At 64.3% G+C, this 24572-nt stretch carries 19 protein-coding genes; 6 read left to right on the forward strand and 13 right to left on the reverse strand.

The features are described 5' to 3' along the window. Nucleotides 1–449: 449 nt before the first annotated feature. Nucleotides 450–1976 (forward strand): group II intron reverse transcriptase/maturase, encoded by a 1527-nt coding sequence (gene ltrA / locus NDN01_RS20130; RefSeq protein WP_272623239.1) that lies wholly within the window; start codon nt 450–452, stop codon nt 1974–1976. 244 nt (nt 1977–2220) lie between these two features. On the opposite strand, the gene trbJ is transcribed toward ltrA, so the two are convergent. The 7 genes from trbJ to NDN01_RS20165 are packed head-to-tail and all read right to left on the reverse strand — an operon-like array spanning nt 2221 to nt 9404. Further along, nucleotides 2221–2961, reverse strand: a complete 741-nt coding sequence (gene trbJ / locus NDN01_RS20135; RefSeq protein ID WP_272623621.1) for a P-type conjugative transfer protein TrbJ — start codon at nt 2959–2961, stop codon at nt 2221–2223. 5 nt (nt 2962–2966) lie between these two features. Further along, nucleotides 2967–5405 (reverse strand): conjugal transfer protein TrbE, encoded by a 2439-nt coding sequence (gene trbE, locus NDN01_RS20140; protein WP_272623622.1) that lies wholly within the window; start codon nt 5403–5405, stop codon nt 2967–2969. Continuing rightward, on the reverse strand, nt 5399–5671 hold the full coding sequence (locus NDN01_RS20145) for a VirB3 family type IV secretion system protein (RefSeq protein WP_272623623.1): 273 nt from the start codon (nt 5669–5671) through the stop codon (nt 5399–5401). Before NDN01_RS20145 ends, trbE begins: the two co-directional genes overlap by 7 nt. Continuing rightward, entirely contained in the window at nt 5668–5994 is a 327-nt protein-coding gene (locus tag NDN01_RS20150; RefSeq protein ID WP_272623624.1) for a TrbC/VirB2 family protein, read from the reverse strand. The genes NDN01_RS20145 and NDN01_RS20150 overlap by 4 nt, the downstream gene beginning before the upstream one ends. Nucleotides 5995–5996: 2 nt before the next feature. Then, nucleotides 5997–6983 carry a P-type conjugative transfer ATPase TrbB gene (gene trbB / locus NDN01_RS20155; RefSeq protein WP_272623625.1) on the reverse strand — a complete coding sequence of 329 codons (987 nt, stop codon included), beginning with the start codon at nt 6981–6983 and terminating at the stop codon, nt 5997–5999. After that, nucleotides 6980–7381, reverse strand: a complete 402-nt coding sequence (locus tag NDN01_RS20160) for a CopG family transcriptional regulator (protein WP_272623626.1) — start codon at nt 7379–7381, stop codon at nt 6980–6982. Before NDN01_RS20160 ends, trbB begins: the two co-directional genes overlap by 4 nt. Nucleotide 7382: 1 nt before the next feature. Next, nucleotides 7383–9404 (reverse strand): conjugal transfer protein TraG, encoded by a 2022-nt coding sequence (locus tag NDN01_RS20165; RefSeq protein ID WP_272623627.1) that lies wholly within the window; start codon nt 9402–9404, stop codon nt 7383–7385. A gap of 471 nt (nt 9405–9875) precedes the next feature. Here NDN01_RS20165 and NDN01_RS20170 point away from each other — a divergent pair, with 471 nt between their 5' ends. After that, nucleotides 9876–11387, forward strand: coding sequence for a glycosyl hydrolase family 28-related protein (locus tag NDN01_RS20170; protein WP_272623628.1), 1512 nt, complete (start codon nt 9876–9878; stop codon nt 11385–11387). Between the two features lie 385 nt (nt 11388–11772). On the opposite strand, the gene NDN01_RS20175 is transcribed toward NDN01_RS20170, so the two are convergent. The 5 genes from NDN01_RS20175 to NDN01_RS20195 all read right to left on the reverse strand — a co-directional run bounded on the left by NDN01_RS20175 (nt 11773) and on the right by NDN01_RS20195 (nt 17138). Further along, a complete protein-coding gene (locus tag NDN01_RS20175; protein ID WP_272623629.1) occupies nt 11773–12405 on the reverse strand; it encodes a tyrosine-type recombinase/integrase in 633 nt (210 codons plus the stop codon). 287 nt (nt 12406–12692) lie between these two features. Beyond that, nucleotides 12693–14165, reverse strand: coding sequence for an MFS transporter (locus NDN01_RS20180; RefSeq protein ID WP_272623630.1), 1473 nt, complete (start codon nt 14163–14165; stop codon nt 12693–12695). A gap of 1 nt (nt 14166) precedes the next feature. Continuing rightward, nucleotides 14167–15273, reverse strand: coding sequence for an iron-containing alcohol dehydrogenase PsrA (gene psrA, locus NDN01_RS20185; protein ID WP_272623631.1), 1107 nt, complete (start codon nt 15271–15273; stop codon nt 14167–14169). Further along, nucleotides 15270–16115: a phosphonoacetaldehyde hydrolase gene (gene phnX / locus NDN01_RS20190; RefSeq protein ID WP_272623632.1), complete on the reverse strand. Its 846-nt coding sequence runs from the start codon at nt 16113–16115 to the stop codon at nt 15270–15272. Before phnX ends, psrA begins: the two co-directional genes overlap by 4 nt. Nucleotides 16116–16235: 120 nt before the next feature. Then, complete coding sequence (locus NDN01_RS20195; protein ID WP_272623633.1) at nt 16236–17138, reverse strand: LysR substrate-binding domain-containing protein; 903 nt, start codon at nt 17136–17138, stop codon at nt 16236–16238. A gap of 189 nt (nt 17139–17327) precedes the next feature. On the opposite strand from NDN01_RS20195, the gene NDN01_RS20200 reads away from it, so the two are divergent. Beyond that, the gene (locus NDN01_RS20200; protein WP_272623634.1) at nt 17328–20558 is read left to right on the forward strand and encodes a TonB-dependent receptor domain-containing protein; all 3231 of its coding nucleotides are present in this window, start codon (nt 17328–17330) and stop codon (nt 20556–20558) included. Between the two features lie 54 nt (nt 20559–20612). Continuing rightward, nucleotides 20613–21872: an alkaline phosphatase family protein gene (locus NDN01_RS20205; protein ID WP_272623635.1), complete on the forward strand. Its 1260-nt coding sequence runs from the start codon at nt 20613–20615 to the stop codon at nt 21870–21872. A gap of 286 nt (nt 21873–22158) precedes the next feature. On the opposite strand, the gene NDN01_RS20210 is transcribed toward NDN01_RS20205, so the two are convergent. Then, complete coding sequence (locus NDN01_RS20210; RefSeq protein ID WP_272623636.1) at nt 22159–22791, reverse strand: tyrosine-type recombinase/integrase; 633 nt, start codon at nt 22789–22791, stop codon at nt 22159–22161. 282 nt (nt 22792–23073) lie between these two features. On the opposite strand from NDN01_RS20210, the gene NDN01_RS20215 reads away from it, so the two are divergent. Continuing rightward, a complete protein-coding gene (locus NDN01_RS20215; protein WP_272623637.1) occupies nt 23074–23580 on the forward strand; it encodes a YfbU family protein in 507 nt (168 codons plus the stop codon). After that, nucleotides 23580–24098 carry a hypothetical protein gene (locus NDN01_RS20220; protein WP_272623638.1) on the forward strand — a complete coding sequence of 173 codons (519 nt, stop codon included), beginning with the start codon at nt 23580–23582 and terminating at the stop codon, nt 24096–24098. Before NDN01_RS20215 ends, NDN01_RS20220 begins: the two co-directional genes overlap by 1 nt. The last annotated feature ends 474 nt before the right edge of the window (nt 24099–24572 follow it).

Below are 24572 nucleotides of genomic sequence, written 5' to 3' on the forward strand. Positions count from 1 at the left end.
GACCCTGTGGCTGGCCCGGCGAGCGAGCTTGCCATGGCAAGGGAAACCGAACCGATGGTGGAAGCCCCGGCAGACTTGAACATCCGCCAACTCGGAAGTGGGCGGGTCGATCTGCGGCGCGAGCGGCAGATCGGCGGAGCGTTGGTCCGTGGTGTGGATGCACGGACTGGGGGTGCGCGGCGTGCCGCGCGCCAGCCTCGACACAAGCTTGCGGTGTGCCGTGGCCCGAATCCGCACGGGGTAGAGTCGGTGCCTAAAGCAGGCGAGAGATCAATTACGGAACCTGAGAACCCTGCCATCGCTCCCGGCGTCTCCAAACGTCGGGTGACTGAAGCGACCAGCGATCGCGGTGATGGGGGGCGGAGCCTTCGTAGTAGTCCGAGGACGGGAAAGCCGTCCACATGGCGAAGGGAGGCAGTGGATGCAGCGAGCAGGCAGGAGGCGGACCTATGTCCGATGGGGTGAATACCTCGTTCGTCCTCGACATGCAGCGCAAACTGTATCGGTGGAGTCACGAAGACCCTGACAAGGTCTTCGCTGATCTGTTCAATATCGTATGCGACCGCAGAATATTGACCGCAGCTTGGGAAAAGCTTGTCCGCAACAGCGGCAGCAAGACACCGGGCACGGACGGTATGACGCGGCGCAAGGTCGAGGAGCGTCCGGGTGGCGCGGCAGCGCTGATCGAAGAAGTTCGTGAGGCGCTTCGCAACGGAACCTATCAACCGCAACCGGTCAGGCAACGGCTCATCCCGAAGCCAGGCAAGCCGGGGAAGTTCCGCCCGCTCGGCATTCCAACGCTCATCGACCGTCTGGTACAAATGGCTTTGAAGCTGGTCTTGGAGCCCATCTTCGAGACGGATTTTTATCCGACCTCGTATGGGTTCCGCATAGGCCGGAGCACCCACGACGCACTCGAAAGGATCGTGAAGGTCCTTCACCCGACGAAGCGCGGACCTTCGGTCTACGCTTATGTCATTGAGGGCGACATCAAGGGATGCTTTGACGCCATCGATCATCATGTCATGATGGAACGGGTGCGAAAACGCATCGGCGACCGCAAGGTGCTGAGGCTGATCCTCGCGTTCCTGAAGGCCGGCGTGATGGTCGAGGGAACCGTTCGTCACCCCGTTACCGGGTCGCCGCAAGGCGGTATCATCTCGCCAATGCTGTCGAATATCTACCTGACGGCACTCGATGAGCGATACGGGCGATGGTCCCAGTGCCCTCGCGAACCATATATCAATGCCGCTGCCCGCCGGGTCAAAGACCATAAGCGGCGCAGGACGGTGTTCTATATGGTCAGATACGCGGACGACTTCGTCGTCCTCGTGGATGGCACGAGGGAGCAGGCGGAAGCGGAAAAGCGCGCGCTGGCGGAGTTCCTGAAAACGGAGCTTCGCATGGAGCTGTCGGTCGAAAAGACCAAGATCACCGACGTCCGGGAAGGCTTCGACTTCCTCGGATATCGGGTGGCGCAGACCAGAGCCCGCAACACGGGTCGCCGTGTCGGCAACCTCTTCATCCCGAGGGGCAAGCTGAACGACCTGCGCCACAAGATCAAGGTCCTGGTGAAGCGAACTTCCACCGGGAGTATGCTCACCACCCTGATCGACAAGCTCAACCCGATCCTGCTGGGTTGGCGGAATTACTACCGATACGCCACTGGCGCATATCGGGCGTTCCACCAACTCGACTTCTGGATTTGGGAGCGCGTTGGGCGCTGGTTGAGAAAGAAGCACGGAGATGCGTCGTGGCCTGTGGTTCGGCGCAGCTATCATCACAGCGCACCGGGAAAACGGCGGCAATGGACCGAGGGCGCGATACGCCTGCGGTTCCTCACCGAAGGGAATACCCGTCGCTACCCGGCCCAGCTTATTACGAAACCGAACGGATGGGATGCGCCCCGTGAAGCCCGGCACCGCGCAAGCACGCGGAGCTTCTGGGATGCGTTCCACAGCCTCAGACATATCTGAGGCCCACCCCTGCCCGGTCGTCCGTGCAGGCATGGAGAGCCGGATGCGAGGAAACCCGCACGTCCGGTTCGGAGGAGAGTATGGAGAAACTTGTCTCCGAGAGGGGATGTAGCGTTCCATACTTATCCTACGGGTTCTTCCTTGGATCTGGGTGCCGCGGGGCCCGGCCAGGGGGAGCGGGTGGCTGGGCCCCGCGGGCTGCGACCGCGTCGGCAGAGGGCTCGTTCCGCCGCGGCCGGTCTCGCTATCGCTGGGGCGTGTAGGCAGTGCCGCTTCCGAGGAACCTGCGCGTCGCGGCGCGCGACGCCTCGGACTCGGTCAGCTGGCGCTGCTTCTCGAGCGCGTCGGCGCGGAACTGCGCGGCCATCATCTGCTGGAGGGCCATGCCCTGCTTGGCGGTGAACGCGAGCAGCTGGTTGGTCGCCTGGCCGATAGCGAGCGCGCCTTCCGCGCCCTGGCTGCGCGCCGCGATCTCGGCCAGCGCCTCGGCATCCTCGCGCGCCTGCTGAACGATCCCGCTCTGGACGGTGATCGTCCGGCGCAGGGCGTCGGTGCTCGCGTCGTAGCGCTCCCGGGCCGCCTGCAGCCGCTGGTCGCGCGTCGAGGCGGGATCGAAGCTGCGCGGATAGAGCGCCTTCAGCCTGGCCTCGAGCTGGTCCACCTCGAAGTCGACGCTCTGGGCCTGCTTCATCAGCCGGTCGATGCCGTCGAGCTTGTCGAGCAGCGCCTGGAGCTGCGGAAAGGCGATGCCCTTCAGGTTCCTGTCCAGCCGGAGCAGCATCTGCGCCTCGTTCTGGAGCGACTGGATCTGGTTGTTGACCTGCTGGAGCGTGCGCGCCGCGGTCAAGACGGTCTGGCTGTAGTTGGTGGGGTCGAACACCGTGATCTGCGCGTGTGCGCTGGTAGCGAAGCCCATCGTCAGCGAGCCCAGGGCACCGAGGCCCAGCGCCGTCGCGATCAGGTTCTTGCGGGTGAGGATACGCATCACTTCTACTCCTTCGCTTGGGGATCCGGGAATTGGGCGAGCAGCGCCGCGGCCCAGTCGAGCCCGGCGTCCTCCAGGAAGCGCGCGGCGAATCCGGCCGGGCCGTGCGCGGCGAGCAGCGCGTCGATGCGCGCCTGGGTGGCGGGATCGGAGGCGCCGCACAGCGCGAGCGCGATGGGCCCGAGGCCCAGCTCGAAGAGGCGGTTGCCGGCGGCGGACTGGAGGTAATAATGCCGCTTGGGCGTCGCGCGGCTGACGAGCTCGATCTGCCGGTCGTTGAGCCCGAACCTCTGATAGGCCGCGCGCCCCTGCGGCTCGATCGCCGCGGCATTGGGAAGCAGGATGCGCTGGGGGCAGCTCTCGATGATGGCGGGTGCGATGCCGCTGTCGGCAATGTCGGCGAGGCTCTGGCTCGCGAAGATCACCGCGACATTCTTCTTGCGCAGCGTCTTCAGCCACTCGCGGATGCGCGCGGCGAACAGCGGGTGGTCGAGGAACTTCCAGGCCTCGTCGAGGATCAGCAATGTCGGGCGTCCGGTGAACCGCGCCTCGAGCCGGTGGAAGAGATAGGTCAGGACGGGCGCGACCACGCTGCCGGCGCCCATGAGTGCCTCGGTCTCGAAGCACTGGACGTCCGCCATGCGCAGATCGTCTTCGGCCGCGTCGAGCAGCCGGCCGAACGGGCCTTCGAGCGTATAGGGCGCGAGCGCCGAGCGGAGCGCCATCGACTGGAGCAGCAGCGAGAGGCCAGTGAGCGTCCGCTCCTCGATCGGCGCGCTCGCCAGACTGGTCAGCGCCGACCAGACGGCTTCCTTCACCTCCGGCGTGACCACGACCTTCTCGTGCGCGAGCAGCGCGGCGATCCATTCTGCCGCCCAGGCACGCTCGCGGGCGTCGGCGATCCCGGCGAGCGGCTGGAACGCGATCGTATCGCCGGCGTCGCCGCCGAGCCCGAGGCCGTGATGCGCACCGCCCATCGCCAGCGTGGCCGCGCGCGCCGAGCGGCCCATGTCGAAGAGGTAGAGCTGGCTCCCCGGATAGCGGCGGAACTGGAGCGCGATCAGCGCGAGCAGGACCGACTTGCCGGCACCGGTCGGCCCGATGATCATCATGTGCCCGACATCGCCGACATGGGTCGACAGCCGGAACGGAGTCGAACCGCTGGTCTCGGCATGGAGGAGCGGCGGCCCGTCGAGGTGCCGGTTGCGCGCAGGTCCCGCCCAGACGCTCGACAGCGGCATCAGGTGCGCGAGATTGAGCGTATGGACGAGCGGCTGCCGGACATTGGCATAGGCCTGCCCGGGCAGGCTCGAGAGCCAGGTCTCGACCGCGTTCAGCCCCTCGCGGATGCAGGTGAAGCCGAGCCCGTTGACGATCCGCTCGACCGCGCGGACCTTGTCCTCGACGCGGGCCCGATCCTCGTCGGCGACGGTGATCGTCGTAGTGAGGTATCCGAAGGCGACATGGTCGCCGCCCAGCGCCTGGAGCGCGAGATCGGCGTCGGCGGTCTTGTTGTCGGCGTCGCTGTCGAGCAGCTGGACCGGCTGGTTGTAGATCACCTCGCGCAGCATCGCGGTGACCGACTTGCGCTTGTTGAACCATTGGCGGCGCAGCCGGGTCAGCGCCCTGGTAGCGTCGGTCTTGTCGAGCGCAATGAACCGTGTGACCCAGCGATAGCCGAAGTCCTGGTGGTTGAGCGCGTCGAGGATCCCGGGCCGGCTGAGGCCGGGGAAGCCGAGGATGGTCAGCGTGCGTAGGTGCAGTGACCCGAGCATCGGCTCGAGCCCGCCGGTCAGCGGTGTGTCGGCGAGCAGCCCGTCGAGATACATCGGCGTCTCGGGCACGCGCACGCCGTGGCGTCGCGTCGAGATGGTGCCATGTAGGAATGCCAGCGTCTCCGCGTCGTCGAGCGCCGCGATCTCCGGCATGAAGCCCGAGAACAGGTCGAGCGCGCGATCGGTCTCCGCGACGAACCCGGCAAGCGCCTGGCGCCAGTCGCGACCCTGTGGCGCATCGGCACGCTCGACCAGCGCGCGGCCGGCGCTGTCCGCCTGGTCGGGCGGCGGCAGGAAGGTCAAGGTGAGATGGTAGCGGCTCTCGAAATGGGCGCCCGCCGCCTCGAACGAGGCGCGACGCTCCTCGTCGACGAGCCAGGACGCCGCGTCCGGGAAGCTGCTCGCCGGATAGCCCGGCGCCTCGCGGCGCTCGGCCTCGATGTGCAGCGCCCAGCCCGACCCGAAGCGCTTGAGCACATTGTTGGCGCGCGCGCAGGCGGAGACAAGCTCGGCCTCGGTCGCCGATTCGAGGTCGGGGCCACGGAAGCGCAGCGTGCGCTGGAAGCTGCCGTCCTTGTTGAGCACCACGCCGGGCGCGACCAGCGCGGCCCAGGGAAGGTGATCGGCCAGTCGGTCGGCGCGGCTGCGATATTCGCGCAGGTTCAGCATGCTAGATATCCCCGCTGCCGCAGGTGGCGCGCGAGCACCGCGGCGAAGTCCGGGTCGCGCTTCGCGGCGAACACGGCGATGGTGTGCCCGACCGCCCAGACCAGCACGCCCGCGATCCATTGCTGGAGGCCCAGCCCCAGCGCGGCGGCGACGGTGCCGTTGACGATCGCGATGGCGCGCGGCGCGCCGCCGAGCAGGATCGGCTCGGCGAGCGAACGGTGCAGCGGCGCCTCGAACCCGTCGAGATGCTGGCCATCACCGATCATGCCAGCAGCGCCCCGCCGCCGAACGAGAAGAAGGACAGGAAGAAGCTCGAGGCCGCAAAGGCGATCGACAGGCCGAAGACGATCTGGATGAGCCGGCGGAAACCGCCGGCCGTCTCGCCGAACGCCAGCGTCAGGCCGGTCACGATGATGATGATCACCGCGACGATCTTGGCGACTGGACCCTGGACCGACTCTAGCACCTGCTGGAGCGGCTCCTCCCACGGCATGCCGGTTCCGGAAGCCCAGGCCTGGCCGGCGGCGAGGACGGCGACTGCGGCGCCGGCCAGCAGGCGCGGCTTGGTGGGCAGGTCTATGGTCTTCATGGTCAGGCTCCTTGGCTGGTGGGAAGGTGGAAGGGGGCGAGCGCGTAGGCGCCGGTGTCGGGATCGACGCCGACGACGCGCGCGATCGCGTCGACCGAGCGGTGGGCGCCGCGTCCGGCGATGAAGACGACAAGGTCGATCGCCTCGGCGACGAGGCGGCGGGGCACGGTGACGACCGCCTCCTGGACGAGCTGTTCGACGCGGTAGAGCGCGGCCTCGGCCGAGTTGGCATGGACGGTCGCGATCCCGCCGGGGTGTCCGGTGTTCCAGGCCTTGAGCATGTCGAGCGCCTCGGGGCCGCGGACCTCGCCGACGATGATCCGGTCCGGTCGGAGACGGAGCGTCGAGCGCACCAGGTCGGTCATCGACACGATCCCCGGGCGGGTGCGCAGCGCCACCGTGTCCGGCGCCGGGCTCTGCAGCTCGCGCGTATCCTCGATCAGGATGACACGGGCATCCACCCAGCGCATCTCGGCGAGAAGCGCGTTGGCGAGCGTCGTCTTGCCCGAACTCGTCCCGCCGGCGATGAGGATATTGAACCGCTGGGTGACCGCTGCCCGCAGCGCGCCCGCCATCGCGGCTGACATGATCCCGTCCGCCGCATAGTCGTCCAGCGTATAGAGGCGCTGGGCGGGCTTGCGGATCGAGAAGCAGGGGCCGGTCGAGACCGGGGGCAGTACGCCTTCGAAACGCTCGCCGGCCCGGCCATCGAGATGCGGCGGCAGCTCGGCCGAGATGATCGGCTGCCCGGCATGGACCTCGGCGCGCGCATGGCTCGCGACCAGCCGGAGGATCCGCTCGACCTGCGGAGCCTCTAGGACAACGCCCGTGTCGATCCGGCCTTCGCCGAGCCGGTCGAGGCGCAGCGAGCCGTCGGGATTGACCATTACCTCGATCACCAATGGATCGGCCAGCGCCGAGGCGATGTCGGGCCCCATCGCGGTGCGCAGCATCGCGCGCCGGCGATCGGACGAGAGGATCTCGCTCATCGCTCCTCCTCCGCGGGAAGGAGCGTGCGCCTGCCGGTCGCGACGGCGCGGCCGACCTGGGTGACGAACGCCTCGAAGCGCTCGCGCGCGAGCGCGCGGCCCGCCGCATCGTTCTCGGCGAGCGGTGCCTGGATCGCGAGCTCGAACCGGATGAACAGCGCGAGCGTCTCGAGCACGACATGGCTGTCGCGCTCGATTCGGCCCAATGCGTTGGACATCCGGTCGAGGCGGAGCGCGAAGCGATCCTCGAGCTCGGAAGCGCCGCGGCGGTTTAGCCAGGCGGTCACCGCGTCGGCGAGGATCGCGGACTTGGTCGCGCCGGGTGCTGCCGCAAGCGCCTCGAGACGGTCGCTGGTCGCCTTCGGCAGGAACAGCTGGTGGCGGACGCGATCGACCATCTCAGAAGTCCAGTTCGAGATTGGCGGGCCGCTTGTCGGCCATGTCGAGGGCATAGGCGCGCCGGGCAGTGCCGACGGTGGCCTGGTCCATGGCGCGCTTGTCGGCGGCAGGGTCGCCCTCGTCCTCCCCCAGCCCGAGCGGGTCGGCGGGGGCCAGATCGACAGGTGTCGCGGCCACGAGCTCCTGGGTGGGATGGCGCGCTTGCTCGAGGCCGCCGGCCTCCTCCCCGTCTTCGGTCGACGCCTCGGCGAGCCGCGCATCGACCGGGCGGACACGGTCCTGCCAGTCATGGGCGCGCTGGGGCGGCAGATCTGCCGTCCCGCCGCGTCCCAGAGCGGGAGGCGGCAGCACGCGCGTTTTGAATGACGCGTCCTCGAAATAGCGCAGCTTCCGGGCGCGGACCGGCGGGTAGCCCGCGACCAGCACGACCTCGTCGGTCGGCGGCAGCTGCATGACCTCGCCGGGCGTCAGCAGTGCGCGAGCCGTCTCCTGGCGGCTGACCATGACGTGCGCGAGCCAGGGCGCGAGGCGGTGGCCGGCATAGTTGCGCATGGCGCGCTGCTCGGTTGCGGTGCCGAGCGCGTCGGAGATCCGCTTGGCCGTACGTTCATCGTTTGTCGCGAAGGCGACGCGGACATGGCAGTTGTCGAGGATGGCGTTGTGCTCACCGTAAGCCTTCTCGATCTGGTTCAGGCTCTGCGCGATCAGAAAGGCACGGACGCCATAGCCAGCGAGGAAGGCCAGGCTGGTCTCGAAGAAGTCCAGGCGGCCGAGGGCCGGGAACTCGTCGAGCATCAGCAGCAGCTTGTGCCGCCCCGGCACGCCGGCGGCGTGCAGCTGCTCGGTTAGGCGCCGGCCGATCTGGTTCAGTACCAGGCGGATCAGCGGCTTGGTGCGATTGATGTCCGAGGGCGGGACGACGAGGTAGAGCGATACCGGGTGCGGTGCTGCGACCAGGTCCTCCACGCGCCAGTCGGACGCGGCCGTGACCGCGGCGACGGTCGGGTCGCGGTAGAGGCCGAGGAACGACATCGCCGTCGACAGCACGCCCGAGCGCTCGTTGTCGGACTTATTGAGCACCTCGCGTGCGGCCGATGCCACCACCGGATGCACCAGCGGCATCTCCTCGGTGCCGAGGTGGTTGGTCGTCATCATCGCGCGGAGCGTGGCGACGAACGGGTGCTGCGGGTCCGAGAGGAAGGTCGCGACGCGGGCGAGCGTCTTCTCCTCCTCGGCGTAGAGCACATGGAGGATGGCACCGACGAGCAACGAGTGGCTGGTCTTCTCCCAGTGATTCCGACGTTCCAGCGCGCCTTCGGGATCGACCAGAATGTCGGCGATATTCTGGACGTCGCGAACCTCGTGGGTACCGCGGCGGACCTCCAGCAGTGGGTTGTAGCGTGCCGAGCGGACATCGGTCGGGTTGAACAGCAGGCAATGCGAGAAGCGCGACCGCCACCCGGCGGTCAGCTGCCAGTTCTCACCCTTGATGTCGTGGACGACCGTCGAGCCGGTCCAGCCGAGAAGGGTCGGCACGACCAGGCCGACGCCCTTGCCCGAACGCGTCGGCGCAAAGGCCATGACATGCTCTGGACCATCATGGCGCAGGTAACGCGAGGTCGCGCGACCGAGGAACACGCCGGCGTCTGCCGCCAGGCCAGCCGCGCGGATATCGCGGGGGTTCGCCCAGCGCGCGGAGCCATAGGTCGTGACGTTGCGCTGCCGGCGGGCGCGCCAGACGGAGCCGCCGATCGCGGCACCGCAGGCAACGATGCCGCTTCCGGCGGCGATCCCGCCCGCCTCGTCGAACACGACCGGAGCATAGGCGTCGAAATGGAACCACCAGGGGAAGATGGACCAGGGCGCGTATACGGGCGTGCCGCCGAGCCGGAACCAGGGTGTGCCGAGCGCGGGCTGATATGCAAGAGACGCGGCTGCCCATTGGGTCGCGAACCAGATACTCGCGACGATGATCGCGGCGACCACCAGCATCTGGCCAATTAGGAGCTTCGTCGGTGTCATGCGGGCCTCCGCCCGCACGACTCAATGGCGCGGGCTCGACATCAAGACTCGCTGGATATCGATCAAAGCGTCAGGCTCTCGCTGGTGACAAGGAGTACGTATTTGGGGGCACCCGGCTTATTGGCGGCATATGGGCCGGCAGTTGCCAGTCCGGTTCTGGATAGGGCACGTGGGATAGCTGCCATACCCGATGGCGACGCCGCAGAGGCGGCTCGCGACCAGACGCGGTCTCTGAGATCGGCTAACATGATCGTCTGCTCATGACAGAAGCTGCCGATGGAACGCTCTGCGGCGGACTGTCGGGAAGGAGCCCTAAAACCTACCAGTTTGAACGTTTCACACGGTTTCCTGGAAGCCGCCATTTGCCCCCCAAGCCAAGCCCTTCAATACGATTTTCGATTCCACCGTTGAAATGTAGGATTTTGAATGTTCTCACTATGTTCCCAATGGTTGGGAATGAGGAGAATATTGATGACAAGCGCTGTTAGCGTGCTGGATTTCGGCGCGGTGGGAGACGGGATTACCGACGATTATCCCGCCATTCAGGCAGCACTCGACGCCGTGGGAAATAGCGGCGGCAGTACCGTGATCCTGCCCAAGGTATCCGGGCGCTATCTGATCAGTCAGGGGTTGAAAATCCCGAGCCATGTGACGCTGGAAGGGTGTGCTCCAGCTCGTTATCCGTTCAACGCGGGGAATGCCAACTCCTCGGCGCTGGTGGCAAAATTCAGCGATCCGTTTCAGTGGATCATCGAGCCCAAGACGCAGGTGGCCCAGCAATCGGTGCCATACAATGTCATGGTGACCGGGGGTGCGCAGAACGACTTCACAATTAATTGCTGCGTGCGCAACCTGGTCATCACGTCGCTGGAATTCGACGAGAACGGCGATCGTCGCGTAGTGCCTTATGGTGGCATCCGTATGCACGGTTGCCCCGGCTCGATCGTCGAGAATGTCGCTATCGACAATGTTGGGTGCGGGCTCCTGGTCAATTTTTCAACTGGAGGAAGCTATGTCGTACATACGCTCACCCATTATTACGGCGTGGCCTGCTGGGAGGATGCAAACGCCAACAGCTTCGACGTCTATGCAACCCGGAAGGACCCGTCGCTCGGACAGATCATCCCAAACGCATATCTGATGCCCTTCATGTCTGCGCTCGACGGCGGCCTGATCTCGGAAGGCCTGAGCACCAACTCTCATTACAACAGGCCGTTCGGCCTTGTGGTTGGCGCGACAGGTGATCGAGCTTCCGTGAACAGCAGCTTTGACGTGACCATTGAGAACTTCTCCGGAGGCGTATTCCAGCGACGTGCCTTGGCGATGACTTTCGGGCGACTCTACGTGGAGGGCGCTCCTCCGACGGTCGATATCGTCGTTGTTGCAGCACGGTCGGCGTTCAATGCCGCCACTCTGCACGCCTATATTTCGGCGGCTCCCAGTCCGCGATGGGGCTCACTTTTCGACATCGGGAATGAAGTCACCGCACGTATCGCCCCGAACGGCATGATCTTTCCGGAAAGCTTCGGTACGGTTTCATTGAGCGACACCACCAGCATCGTACTCGAGGGCGTAAAGCCGAGCGATGGGACGCAGGCAGTGGACACTGGTTTCACTCCGGGTGCCCCGCTTCAGCAGAACATCTTCTACGGAGAATCTACCCCTTGGCATCCCCTGGCGAATGCAGTGATGGCCGGGACGACAACCATGTTCCTGAATAGCTGGTCGAATGTGGGCGGCATTTCGGTGGATGCCGCATATCGCCTGCAGGGCAATACCGGTGCCGTACAGCTTCGCGGCTTCATTACCGGCGGCCCGTCCGGTACGGCAGCCTTTACCTTGCCGATGGGCTTCCGGCCGTTCAAGCGCCGGGCCTTTACTACCGTTGGCGGAGATGTCGTCATCGACATGGACGGCACTGTAACCGTCTATACTACCGGGGGTACCGTAGGCCTAGATGGTATCGGTTTTGATCGCGTCTAAAGCATAGGATTAGCAGGATATTTTGGTGTCTCCTGCTTCGGCTAAATCCGGAGCGGGAAACACCGGCAGTGAGCCAGACCGACGTCAGCTTTCGCTTCAGATGCCTCATAGATCTGCCAGTCAGCATTCGGCCCAGCTTCTGTCGCTATGCGACGCTGTTCGGGTAAACGATGAACATTAGCTTCTGGCAAAAGCTGTCATTCGACCTGTTGCAAGAGAACGACCGCTTTGTCCCAAAGCCTGGTCATCCATCGGGTTACTGAATGGCTATTATTGGGCGGCAACTTTCGGGATCATGGCGGACGCCGCGCTATGACCGATTCTGGGGCGCGTAGCCGCCCCGCTTGAGAGCGGGCCTTTCCGCATGCGGAAAGGCCGCTCCACCTCATATTTCAGTTCGCTCTGCCAGGGTCAGGGCATCTTCGATATCGACACCGAGATATCTGACAGTGTTCTCGATTTTGGTATGGCCGAGCAATATCTGGATCGCACGGAGATTGCCTGTAGCCTTGTAAATCATCGAGGCCTTGGTTCGGCGCATCGAATGCGTGCCATACTCGGCGCGCCTCAAACCGATTGCGGTCACCCATTCATCGACCAGCCGGGCGTACTGCCTTGTGCTTAGATGACCAGCGTGATCAACCCGGCTTGGGAAGACGTAGTCACCAATCGTGCCTCCTCGGCGTTCCAGCCATGATAGGAGGCTCGCCCGCACATCAGCGGTTAGTTCAAATTGCACTGGCCGACCGGTCTTTTGCTGGACGACTATCGCGCGGGTTCTAATTTCTGCGCCCGAGACGACGTCGTCGATCTTGACCTTCACCAGATCGCAACCGCGCAGCTTGCTGTCGATCGCGAGGTCAAACAACGCTCTATCGCGAAGCCGCCCCTCGCGTTCTAGGAAGAAGCGAACTGCCCAGATCTGCTTCTGTGTCAAAGGTCGTTTGGTGCCGACCATCTTGCCTGCATTCCATGCCGGTCGCGCCTGCATTGCGGGATCGTATTTCGAATATCCCATGATCATTCTCCTCGGCCATGATTGGCCGCGGAGAGCATCGCGGTAATGTCTTTGAATTCCGGATTGAGCGCTACCGGCGCTCGCGACTCAATCCCAGCCGTTCCGACCACCGGCTCTTGTATCCTGAAACCTGCCATCCGGATCGAGAATGCACCGGGATGCCAAGAATATTCCTAGCCCTTCGCGTCGAGGGTTTGGTACGGAAAACTGCCCCTTCCCGATCGTCTCAGCGACAATGGTAACAACCTTCGAATGAAGTCTGCAGCCCAGCACAAAACGGCCCGCCCCTAAGCCGAAAACAGCGGAAACCGGACCGGACGGGTTCGCGGGATACGCTGATCCGGCGGGTTCGCGCTACCCTGCTCGAGCGACACGTTCCGGGTTTCTTCGCCCCAGAGCCACCAGAGTAGCGCGGCGATCGGACCAGGCAGGGCCAGCACGATGAGCACGAGAAGCGCGGACGATGGCGCTCCGCTGGTCTGGTAGGCATAGGTGAGCATCAGCGGCGCCAGCATCGCCCCTACCCGGCCGATCGCAACGGAGACACCGAGCCCGGTCGCGCGCAGGCGGGTCGGCAGGATCTCCGCTGCAATCACATAGGCGGTGATATAGGCCCACGTCACGCCAAACTGCATCAGGCAGTAGCTGAAAACCATGCCCGGCAGGCTGGTGAGCGCATAAAGTGGCAGTACGGCAAGGACGGTGAGGCTGTAACTCGCGAGCAGCGAATTGCGCCGCCCCAGCGCCTCGACTGCATAGGCCCCCATCATGCCGCCGAGCAGCGCGGCAGCATTACCCCAGAAATAATAGAGCGGCAGATCGGCGGCGGGCACCTTCATTTCGGGAAGGATCACCAGCGCCATCAGCGCGAGCGCGCCGTAGACTATGGCGGCCTGCGAGAAGTTGAGCGCGCTCGCCAGGCCGCAGCGACTGCGATAACGCGTCGCCAGTTCCCCGATATTGCGCAGGAAGGAGGGTGTAGCGGCGACGAAGGAAGCCGGCGCAAATCGGCGCGCGGCCCGCTCCGAGGCAGCAGAACCGGTTGCCGTGGCCGCGATCGAGGCCACGATCGCTTCGACTTCGGCCACCCGCCCCTTCTGCAGCAGCCAGCGCGGAGACTCCGGGATCGCCCGGCGGACCCAGAGGAAGAACAGGGCCAGCACCGCGCCCAGGCCGAAGCCGATGCGCCAGCCGATCTCCGGCGGGAACCAGCTGAACAGCAACCAGGAAGCCCCCGCCGAGGCCATCGCGCCGACCGGGAAGCCGGAAAGGATCAGGGCATCGGTGCGGCCGCGATGCGCCTTGGGGAAGAACTCGCCCATGGTGGCGGTAACCGCCGAATATTCGCCGCCTACGGCCAGTGCCGTCATAAAACGGAAGAACAGGAACGACTCGTAGTTCCAGGAGAAGGCGGTGCCGGTTGCGAACAAGGCGTACCATAGCAGCGTGCCGAGGAAGAGCCGCTTGCGCCCGAACCGGTCGGCCAGATAGCCGAAGCCGACCGCGCCGATCAGCATGCCGACCACCCAGATGCTCACCGCGATCGAGCCCTGCGACGCCGACAAGCCCCACTGGGTCTTCAGCACGCCGAAGGTGCTGCCGATGATGTTCGTCTCGAATGAATCCAGCGCCCAGCCCACGCCGAGTGCAACGGTCAGCACGGTATGGAAACGCGTCCACGGCATGTGATCGAGGCGTTCGAGCGCGTCGGTCTGCACTGCGGATTGCATGGTCATCGCAGCCTCATCTGCCCGCGTCATGTTAAGCCTCCGCGACGGTGGGAAGGGGAAAGCGGCTTCGCGCGCCGACGAAGTTGCGCCCGCGCGGTCCCGCAAAAGCCGCATCCACGATCTCGTGCCATTCGTCCGGCCCGATACCCAATGTCTCCGGCCCCGCCGCGACACCGAGGCCAGCCAGGAAATGCCGGAGCCGCGCGGGCGCCTGGTCCAGATCGTCGAACAGCTCGGCGAGCGCGGCATCGCACGCCGCATCTGCGCCGATCGCGGCAATCATCACTTCCGGCAGGCAGAAGGAGCAGGCGATGCCATGCGGCACGCCATGCTCGAGCGTGATCGGATAGGAGATGTTGTGCGCGAGCGCCGTCTGGGTGTTCGAAAAGGCCAGGCCGGCGAGAGTGGCGCCTAGCGCCATCTTCTCGCGTGCGGTGCCGTCACGTGGATCCTCGTGGAGGCGGCGCAGCCCGGCCATGATATCGCGCACCGCCGCAACGGCGAAGCTGCGGGTGACCGGCGTAGCATGCCGGTTCCAGATGCTCTCCAGCGCATGCGACAACGCATCGAGGCCACTGGCCAGCGTGACCGGCCACGGCAGGCTCTCGGTGATCCGGGGATCGACGAAGACGGCCTCGGCATAGAGATCGTCGCGATTGAGCGAGAGCTTGCGCTTGCGCTCGGGGTCCCAGACCGTCGCCCATTTGGTCAGGTCGCTGCCGGTGCCGGAGGTGGTCGGGATTGCGACGATCGGCAGGGCGCGACGGGCGAGGCGCTCCCCGGTTTCCATGTACTGGACCACCGGGGCATAGCGGCCGCGACCGGCCGCCAGGAACTTGGCGGTGTCCATCACCGATCCGCCACCCAGCGCGACGATCAGTTCCGGCTCATGGGTGGCCGCGCCAACCTGGGTGCAGATGCGCCGGAGCATGGCGAGCGACGGGTTGGGCTCGACATTGTCGATCGCCAGCAGCGGCTCGCCCGCCAGTTCGGCCAGCCGCGCACGCCAAGGCTGCAGCGGAGCATCGGGATGGGTGACGAGGATGAACGTCCGACCGCCAATCGCGTCGGCCAGCGCATCGAAAACGCCGCTACCGAAATGCAGCCGCACCGGATTGTGGTAGGCCCAGCCGCTCACGGCCTTTCCCCCGAGCGCAGCCGGGCGTCGATCACATCGATCACCGGCAGCAGGTCGGCCACCGTATCGATGACATAATGGGCGCCCGCCGCTTCCAGCTTTGCCCGCGCCGGCTCGCGCAGCCGATCCCGGGCATCGGCGCCCAGCGCCAGCCATGCCTCGAGCGTCAGCCCCACTTCATTGCCGCTGGCGACGACCCCGATCGCCCACGTGCCTGCGGCGCGGCCGGATGCGAGACCGGTCGGGCTATCGTCCACCACCACGCAACTCCGCACATCGGCGACGCCCAGCGCCAGCACATTGGCGAGCGGCATGTCGGGCCAGGGCCGCCCCCGCTCCACATCGCTCACGGTGACGCAGCAATCCGGGACATAGCCCTGCGCAGCGGCGAGCGGCGCCAGCCCATCCATGACACTGCGCGGATAGCCGGTGGTGCTGCCGATCGCGATGCCGCGTGCCCGAAGCGCCGCGATCGTCTCTAGCGCGCCCGGGATCATCGCACTGTATTTCGCGCAATTGACCGCATCGATCCCCAGGAACGCGCGGTAAAGGTCATCGACATCGGGCTCGCCCGAAGCCTGGCCCTTCGCCGCCTGCCAGCGCGCCTGCACGCCCGGCTGGGCAAGGATCAGCTGGACATGCTCGCGCTTAGCGGCACCCATCGGAAGCCGCGCCTCGGCTTCGCTGATCTCCACGCCGGCCAGCGCAAAGGCTTCGCGGAACGCCGCCACCGGCGCGATGCAGCCAAAGTCGAGGACGGTCCCGGCCCAGTCGAAGATGGCGGCCGATACCGGGCCGCGAAACGCGCGCGCGTCTTGGGAAAGCGTGAAAGGCAAGGTCATGGAAATCCGCTTGAAACCGGGAAAGACGGCCGGTTTCTAGCGGGGGTTGATGACAGTGATGCCATCTAAAGAACCGCGTCGTATCGATCCTTCAAACGAAAATTCCGTTACATAAAAACACTAGTTGCTCCGCGCACTAGCCTTGCGGGCCTTGGTCTGGCGCAGGGCCTCGAAGAAGGCGGCGATCATCCGGCTGCGTCGACGCTCGCGCAGGCAGCAGACATAGATATGGGTCAGCACCGGTGCGCCAGCGATCGGCAGCAGGTGCAGCTGCGCGTCGGGAACATATTCGGATTCGGAGACCGTCCCAATCCCCAGCCCGCGGATCACGGCCTCGCGAATGGCCTCCCGACTGCCGATCTCCATCGAGACCCTGGCCGTCGCGCCGATCGCCGCCATGCCCTCTTCCAGCGCGCGACGCGTCGTCGAGCCGCGCTCGCGCATCAGCAATTTCTCTTTCGCGAGATCAGCCAGCTCGATGCTCTTGAGCGCCGCCAGACGGTGATCGCGCCGAACGAAGGCGGTTATCGGATAGCTGGCATAATGCTGGACATAATAGCGGTCGTCATCGGTATCGCGGGCGAGCACCCCGACATCGCAGCCATAGCTGCTTAGTTCGCTCAACACCGCTTCGGAATTGCCGAGCGCGGTGGAGAGATAGACGTCGGGATAGCTGGCATTGAACGCCTCGATCATCTCGATGACCTGGAACGGGCTGACCGCGCCTATCTTCAGCGAGCCGCTCCGCAGGTCCGCGCTGTCCTTCAGCATCATCGCGGCATCATCTTCGAGGCCAACCATCTGCCGCGCGATCTGGAGCAGTTTCTCACCCACCTGGGTCAGCTCGATGCGCCGGCCCCGCCGCTCGAACAGGCGCACGCCATGCTCTTCCTCGAGCGTCTGGATCTGCGAGGTGATCGTCGTCTGGCTGGTCTTGAGCGCGCGCGCGGCCGCGGTGAAGCCATTGTAGCGCGCCACGGCAATGAAGCTGCGAAGCTGGTTGAGCGTCATCGGCTGATCCATCGAAATTATCGTTCGATTTATCGATAGAACACGGCGCATCCCACAACAATAGCGTCATGCGGGCTTCCTATCCGGTCTCTCGACAGCAACGAGACCAGAGTCGCCAAGACGCAATGCGTCCTAGCTACCGGATGCCGGGCAGCCGGCTCCCTGGTCGAATTCACGTGTCCAGAGATTCAGGGGGATAGAATGAAGTCTCGTAACGCAATCCTGTGCGGCACCGCGATCCTTGCCGTGCTCACGGCCGGCGCAGCGCGCGCGCAGACCGCTTCGAACGCCACGGTGTCGACCGAGCAGGAGAGCGCCGCCGGGCGCGACGAGATCGTCGTCACCGGTTCCAACCTGCGCCGCGCCGAAGGGGAAGGTGCGCTGCCGGTGACGGTGATCGACCAGGCCGACTTCGACCTGCGCGGCGGATCGACCGGCGCCGACCTGTACGAGACGATCGCAGCCGCCGCCCCGCCGGAGATCAACGAAGGCACGATCGCCTCGCAGGGCGCGCGCGGCGACGTTTCCTCGATCGACCTGCGCGGCATCGGCGCCGGCAGCACGCTGCTGCTGATCAACGGTCGCCGTATGGCACCGCACCCGCTTTCGGGAACCGACCAGGGCGTTCCCTCGCTCTCACCCAACGCCAATGTGATCCCGACAGCCCTGCTCTCGCGCGTCGAAGTGCTCCGCGACGGTGCGTCCGCGATCTACGGCGCCGACGCCGCAGCCGGCGTGGTCAACAACATCTTCCGGCTCGACAAGGAGCGCGGCAAGATCGCGCTCAACTCTTCGGTCACTCAGCATGGCGGAGCTGAGGAATTTCGCATCACCGGCGCCAAGACCTTCAAGTTCGGCCATACCTCGGTGGGCGTGGCCGCCGACTATTTCGAGCGCAACCTGCTGACCTTCGCCCAGCGCGAATGGGGTTCGCAGTCCGACCTCCGGCGCACCCGTGAGCTGCCGGCGCCCTGGAATGGCCTGCCGGTGATCAACCCAGCGACGGGCGCGGCCTTCGCGCTCGACAACGACCTCGATAACGGCAGCACGATCAACCACTACGGACAGTATCGCCGCGGCTTCATCCAGTCCGACTATCTGACCTTCAACGGCGGCCGGCCCGACGGCAATCGCGGGATCTCGACCTCGGCCACGCCGGCCAACGGAGTCGCCACCGTCGCGACTGACGGCACCTTCTTCCTCTATCCCACCGCCAATGGCTCGGTCGGCTTCAAGCAGACCACGCCTTCGCGCAACCTGGGCACCGCCGAGGACGATTATTACGACAACCGCCTGATCCATCGCGCGATTCTGCCCGCGCTGAAGCGCGCCAACCTGGCGGTGTTCGCCGAGCACGAGCTGAGCGACAGCGTCACGCTCTTCGGGGACGTCGTCTATTCGGGTTCGCGCGCGAACAGCCAGCGCGAAGAAGCCAATATGCAGAACGTCAACGAGCCCGGCCTCTACATCCCGGCCTCGAACCCCTACAATCCGTTCGGCGTGCGCTTCTACGACCCGCAGGGCCGCCCGAATGCCGACGGCACGCCGCGCATCCTGGGCACCCCCGCCGACGTCACCATCGTCTCGGGCCTGATCCCTGCGGGCACCCGCGATCGCTACATCCAGGTCAATTCGAGCTTCTATCGCGCGCTCGGCGGCGCACGCGGCCGGCTCGGCAATGGCTGGAACTGGGAGAGCGGCCTGCTGATATCGGGCGCCTATAGCCACGAGACCGAGCAGAACATCTACCGGGAATCGCTGCTGCGCATGGCGCTCAATCGCACCGATGCGACCGCCTACAATCCCTTCCCGGTCACCTTCAAGGTGGTCGGCAACCAGGTGGTGGTCGACCAGGCCTATGTGAACCCGGCCTCCGTCACCGACCCGATGTACGATACCGATAATCGTTACGGTAAGACCCAGCTGATCACCTGGGACGGCAGGCTCACCGGCGAACTCTGGCAGCTGCCCGGCGGCGGCGGACGCATCGCGTTCGCGACGGGCTTCGAGGCGCGCTGGGAGAAATATGATGCGTGGAAGGCCCCCTATGCGGGCCTGAACCCGGCAGGATCGGGCGCCTATTTCCCCTATCTGCGCGACGACGACAACGACTTCATCGCAATGAGCCCCAATGCAGATGTGCATGCGAGCCAGAACGTCCAGTCCGCTTATGCAGAAATCGCGTTGCCGCTGGTGACGCGCGCCAATCGCTTCTTCCTGTTCCAGCAGTTCGAGCTCGGTGCCGCCGTGCGCCATGAGCGCTTCTCGATCCATGGCGAGAGCACCACGCCGAAGTTCAGCGTGCTCTGGGGTCCGACGCCCTGGCTCAAGCTGCGCGGCTCGTACAACGAGTCCTTCCGCGCGCCGAATCTGGCCCAGACCAACACCACGCCGCTATTGCGGGTGAACTACACCGCCGACCCTTATCGCTACGACGTGACCAAGGCGGCGGTGGATAATAGCGGCCCGCGTCGCACCTTCCGTCAGGGCAACGACCTGCTCAACCCTGAGCGCTCGAAGAACTGGAGCGCGGGCTTCATGCTCGACGTGCCGGGCATCTCAGGCCTCTCGCTCACCGCCGATTACTGGAGCCTCCATCAGCGCGACGCGATCACTGCGCTGGGCAACGACCAGGTGCTGGCGGCGGACGAGCTGGCGCTCGATCTCGCCACCCAAGCGGCGTTGGAGGCGGGCAAGTCGATCGATCAGATCGATCTCGGCTCGGGCACCGGGAACTATGTCGGCAACAGCCGCGTGACCCGCCGCGCGCCCACTGCCGCCGATATCGCCACCTTCGCTGCCTATAACGCCGCCCAGCCGACCAACGCGACCAAGCGCGCCGCGGTCGGCGAGATCACGAGCATGATCAACGACTACATCAACCTGGGCTCACGCAAGCTCGCCGGCATCGATTTCGCCCTGCAATATCATGTGCCCGATTTCGGCATCGGCCGGTTCAGCGTCCGCGTGGAAGGCACCCGCAACCTGAAGCGCGAGGAAGAACTGGCCGATGACGGCATCGTTAGCGACGGGCTCGGCAAGGACAAGCGCGCCAAGTGGAAGGGCAATCTGACGGTCAACTGGAAGAGCGGCCCCTGGGCCGCCGGCTGGTTCACCAGCTATTACTGCGCCTATGCCGACAGTTCGGCCTCGACCACCGAAGCGATCTACGAAGCGCTGGGCAGGCCGAAGAGCATCATGGTGTTCAACGATAACGGCATCAAGCGCTTCTATATGCGCGTGAAGCCCACAGTGCTGCACAACCTCAACATCACCTATACCCTGCCTGACAAGGACACGCGGATCACGCTTGGCGTGAACAATATCTTCGACAGCTGGCCACCGGTAGCGGACGAGGACGAAGGCTTTGTCGTCGGCACCGCCAATCCGCGCGGACGCCAGTTCCGCCTGAAATTCGACCATAGCTTCTGATCCCTGCCCCGCCGCGCGGCGGGGCATCCCCTTGTCTGACCTCCGGAGCCGGGCATGAAATCGCCATTCCCATTGCTGTTGTCGGTACTGCTTGCCCCGTCCGTTCCGGCGGCTGCCCAGGAGGTCGCGGCTCCCGCGGCGCGCCAGCCCGTGTTGATGATCTCGATCGACGGACTGATGCCCGACGCAGTGCTGCAGGCGGATGCACACGGACTGAAGATCCCGGTGCTGCGCAGCTTCCTCGCGAAGGGAAGCTATGCGCGGGAAGTGATCAACGCGAACCCGACGGTGACCAACCCCAACCATACCAGCCTGGTCACCGGGGTGCTCCCGCTCGAACACGGCATCTACAACAACCGCCCCTTCACGCCGCTGGAGCAATCGCCGGGGACCTACCGTCTCTATGCGCAGATCAAGGCCCAGACGTTGTGGGGCGCGGCGAAGACGGCCGGGCTGACGACCGGCAGCATCTTCTGGCCAGTGACCGACAAGGCTGCCGATATCGACTTCAACATCACCTCTGGGGCCGATGAAGACGAGGCGGGCATCGCGCGCAGCGCCGCGGTGATGATCCGGGATCATCGTCCACAGCTGCTGACAGTGCATTTCGTCTCGCTCGACCACCGCGCGCATGAGACTGGCCCGTTCAGCGCAGAGGCGAATGCGGCGCTGGAGCGGATCGACGGTGCGATCGGCACGCTGATCGAAGCGGAGCGCAAGGCCTATCCCGACGCGGCCATCCTGATCGTATCCGACCATGGCTTCGCCCCCGCCTCGACGCAGGTGCATCTCAACACCGCCTTTGCCGATGCCGGCCTGCTGACGTTAAGCAGCGGCCCCAAGCCCGTAGTGACCAGCTGGCGGGCGACCGCCTGGTATGTGGGGGCGATGGCAATGATCGTGGTCAGAGATCCGCGCGACCATGCGATGGTGCGGCAGGTCAAGGCACTGCTGGACACGCTCGCCGCCGATCCCGCGAACGGTATCGAGGGCATCCATGACCGCGCGGCGATCGCAGGGCTGGGCCTGCCGCCCGTCGATTTCGTCGTCGCCTTCCGCCCTGGCTATCGAATGGGCACCGCGCTTGCCGGACCGCTGCGAACGCCTTTCAAGGGCGGCGCGCACGGCGCCTTCTCGACGCGGACGCTGCGCCCGGACATGCACTCCGCCTTCTTCGCGGCTGGCCCGGGAATCGCTGCGGGCCGAGACCTGGGCACGATCGACATCCGCCAGATCGCCCCGACCGTCGCGGTTCGGCTTCGGGTTGCGCTGCCAGCAGCGAAGCTGCCCCCGCTCCGGCTGCGAGGCCGATAGCTACCCACCTGTAGACGCCGGGCTGGAGTGCAACTCGCCCGAAATAGCAGCGGCTTCAGGTCGCCAACGCGTATAGCCACCGTGAATGCCGGATTCCGATCCTATTCCCACTCAAAGACGGGCAGCAAAGTCCTCGATGTTGGCCGTTCGGCCTGCCGTTTAGAATCGGGTGAACGGATGGCAGGTTTTCGGGGACGGCGCGCGATCGCTGAACGACCGAGAATGGGGCGCATAGCCGTCCGGCGTCGGAGCGGCCCATCTTGAGCGCGGATGGACCGCCCCAGCCTTAGATCTCCGTTCGTTTAGCAAGGGTGAGAGCATCCTCAATGTCGACGCCGAGATATCGGACAGTGTTCTCAATCTTCGTGTGACCTAGCAGAATCTGGATCGCGCGAAGGTTGCCGGTGGCCTTGTAGATCATCGATGCCTTCGTGCGCCGTAGCGAATGCGTGCCATTTTCGGCACGGCGAAGTCCGACTGCCTCAACCCACTCATCGACAAGTCGAGCGTATTGGCGCGTGCTGAGGTGGCCCACACTGTCGACTCGGCTCGGAAAAGCATAGTCGTGGCCCCTGCCGCTGCGACGTTCGAGCCAAGCGAGCAAGCTCGCTCTGACATCAGCCGTCAGCTCGAACTGCACGGGTTTTCTGGTCTTCTGTTGGATGACGATCGCCCTGGTCCTGATGTCGACTCCAGATACGAGATCGCCAATCTTGATTTTCACCAAGTCGCAGCCGCGCAGCTTGCTGTCGATCGCCAGGTCGAACAGCGCCTTGTCACGAACGCGGCCTTCGCTATCCAGGAAGAAGCGAACGGCCCAGATTTGCTTCTGCGTCAGCGGTCTCTTGGCGCCGACGGCCTTGCCCGCGTTCCACGCGGGTCGGCCCTGCGCGGCAGGGTCATAATATGAGTGTCCCATTGTTCGCCTCCACGGCCGTAATTGACCGCCGAGTGAACGCGTTGACCGACATTGGCTTCGCAGCCGCGATGCTGCAGGTTTCGCCCCAGAGCCGGCCGTTCAAATTAGCTCCGTTGAACGTCCGCTTCTCCCGGAAGCCGACCTTCGTCGCCGGGCCTTCGAAGGGCGGCTTCGCCCCAAGCAGCGTCGCTGAGAATCGACGAAGGCACGCTCATTAATTTGCTGCATCGTTCCCGGGTTGAGGCTAAGCCCAAGAAACTTACAGAAGCGGTTGGGGTAGCAATGGAACTAACGAAGAAAGAGCGGCTGGGGTACATCTATCAGCTTAGAATTCTGGAAGCCCTATACCCCGACGAGGCGATTGATTTTGCACGCAAACGCACGGCACTGGAAGATGGATACTCCCTTCATTATGAGTGGCTGACCGAAACCCTTAGCGATGATATGAGTGCGGAAGAGTGTCGCGAGGTTCTCAATATCTTGGACATGTACCGCGCCATTACCTTCGCGCTGCAAAAGCTGGATGAGGGAGACGCTTTACGCGGGCATCGCCTAGCAAAATTCCTTGGATTTGACGGGAACAACGAAGGCCAGCTTATGGCTTACGTCCGGTATTTTATAATGGATCTGGACAGGTTTGACGAACTCAAGGAAGGAAAATTCCCTAGCTTCAACAGTCACATGCCTATGCTTGATACTTATCGGGCCATGCTTGAGCGCTGGAACCTGATCGAAGACAGGTTTGAACCGTCCCGCGCTCAGATCGCAGCTGTTCTAGGAGCAGAATAGTGTCGTGGACCGATGGAGCCACTTGGGTCGGCACGATCGTCTCAATCATAGCCGGTTTTTTTGCTTGGAGGCAGGCTCAAAGCGCTAAGTCCGAGGCGGAAAATGCAGAAAATTCTGCATCTCTTGCTGAGCAGATGCGGGATCAGATTGCCCATAGAAAAGCTCAAAGTGATTTAGGTGAGCTAAATAATACGCTAATGTCTTCCCTTCAAGCTATGCATAAGTATGGCCCAGGTGCCAAGTCTGTCACAAGATTGGGATATAACGCCAGTAAAGACGCGTCATCCGTTAGGGATTTGACCACGGAGATGGGCCTCAAAAGAGCTATGCTGGAAAAGATTTTTGGTAACAAAATAGATGGTTTCCAAAATAATCTAGTATCCTTGCTGCAGGTTTTTGCAAACTCTCAAACTGAAGATCAATATGTAGCGGCTGGTTGCAGCATACATATCGAGCTTACCGAGCTCGGTGGGAATTTTCGAGATGCATTGGACAAAGATATCTTCGGTCATACTTAACCATACGGCAATCTGCCCATAAACTACTTCACCGGCGGCAATTTGAGATTTCTGCTTCGAACTAGGATTTATCGTGTCGGTCAGCTTTTCCCATTCCCCGCCGCTGTTCGCTGCCCTTCAGAGAGTCCGGTCTCATCTAAAGGCCGCCCTTTCGACGCCTACCTGCGAACGACTACTTTGGCCCAATGGCGGTCGTTCACACGGCCATCTCGACCATATGAACGAACGGCAGCTTCCGGGCATTCTGGAGGAAGCGGCGAACGACCGGAACGAGGGCGCAAGGCTGACTTGCGGCTTTGTCAGGTGTCGAGGGCTGATATCGAAGACCCCGCCCTTTCAGTCGGGCGGTACAGAATGACCGACTTTAGGTGGTCGATGTTCAACTAAGGCAAGCTGGAAGTGAAAAAACTGAAGGCTCGCGTGAGAGGCCGATCTCGCTAATCAGCTTGGTTTGAGAATCCGACGAGGGCACCT

The organism is Sphingomonas sp. QA11 (assembly GCF_028473665.1).
Taxonomy (GTDB): Bacteria; Pseudomonadota; Alphaproteobacteria; order Sphingomonadales; family Sphingomonadaceae; genus Sphingomonas; species Sphingomonas phytovorans.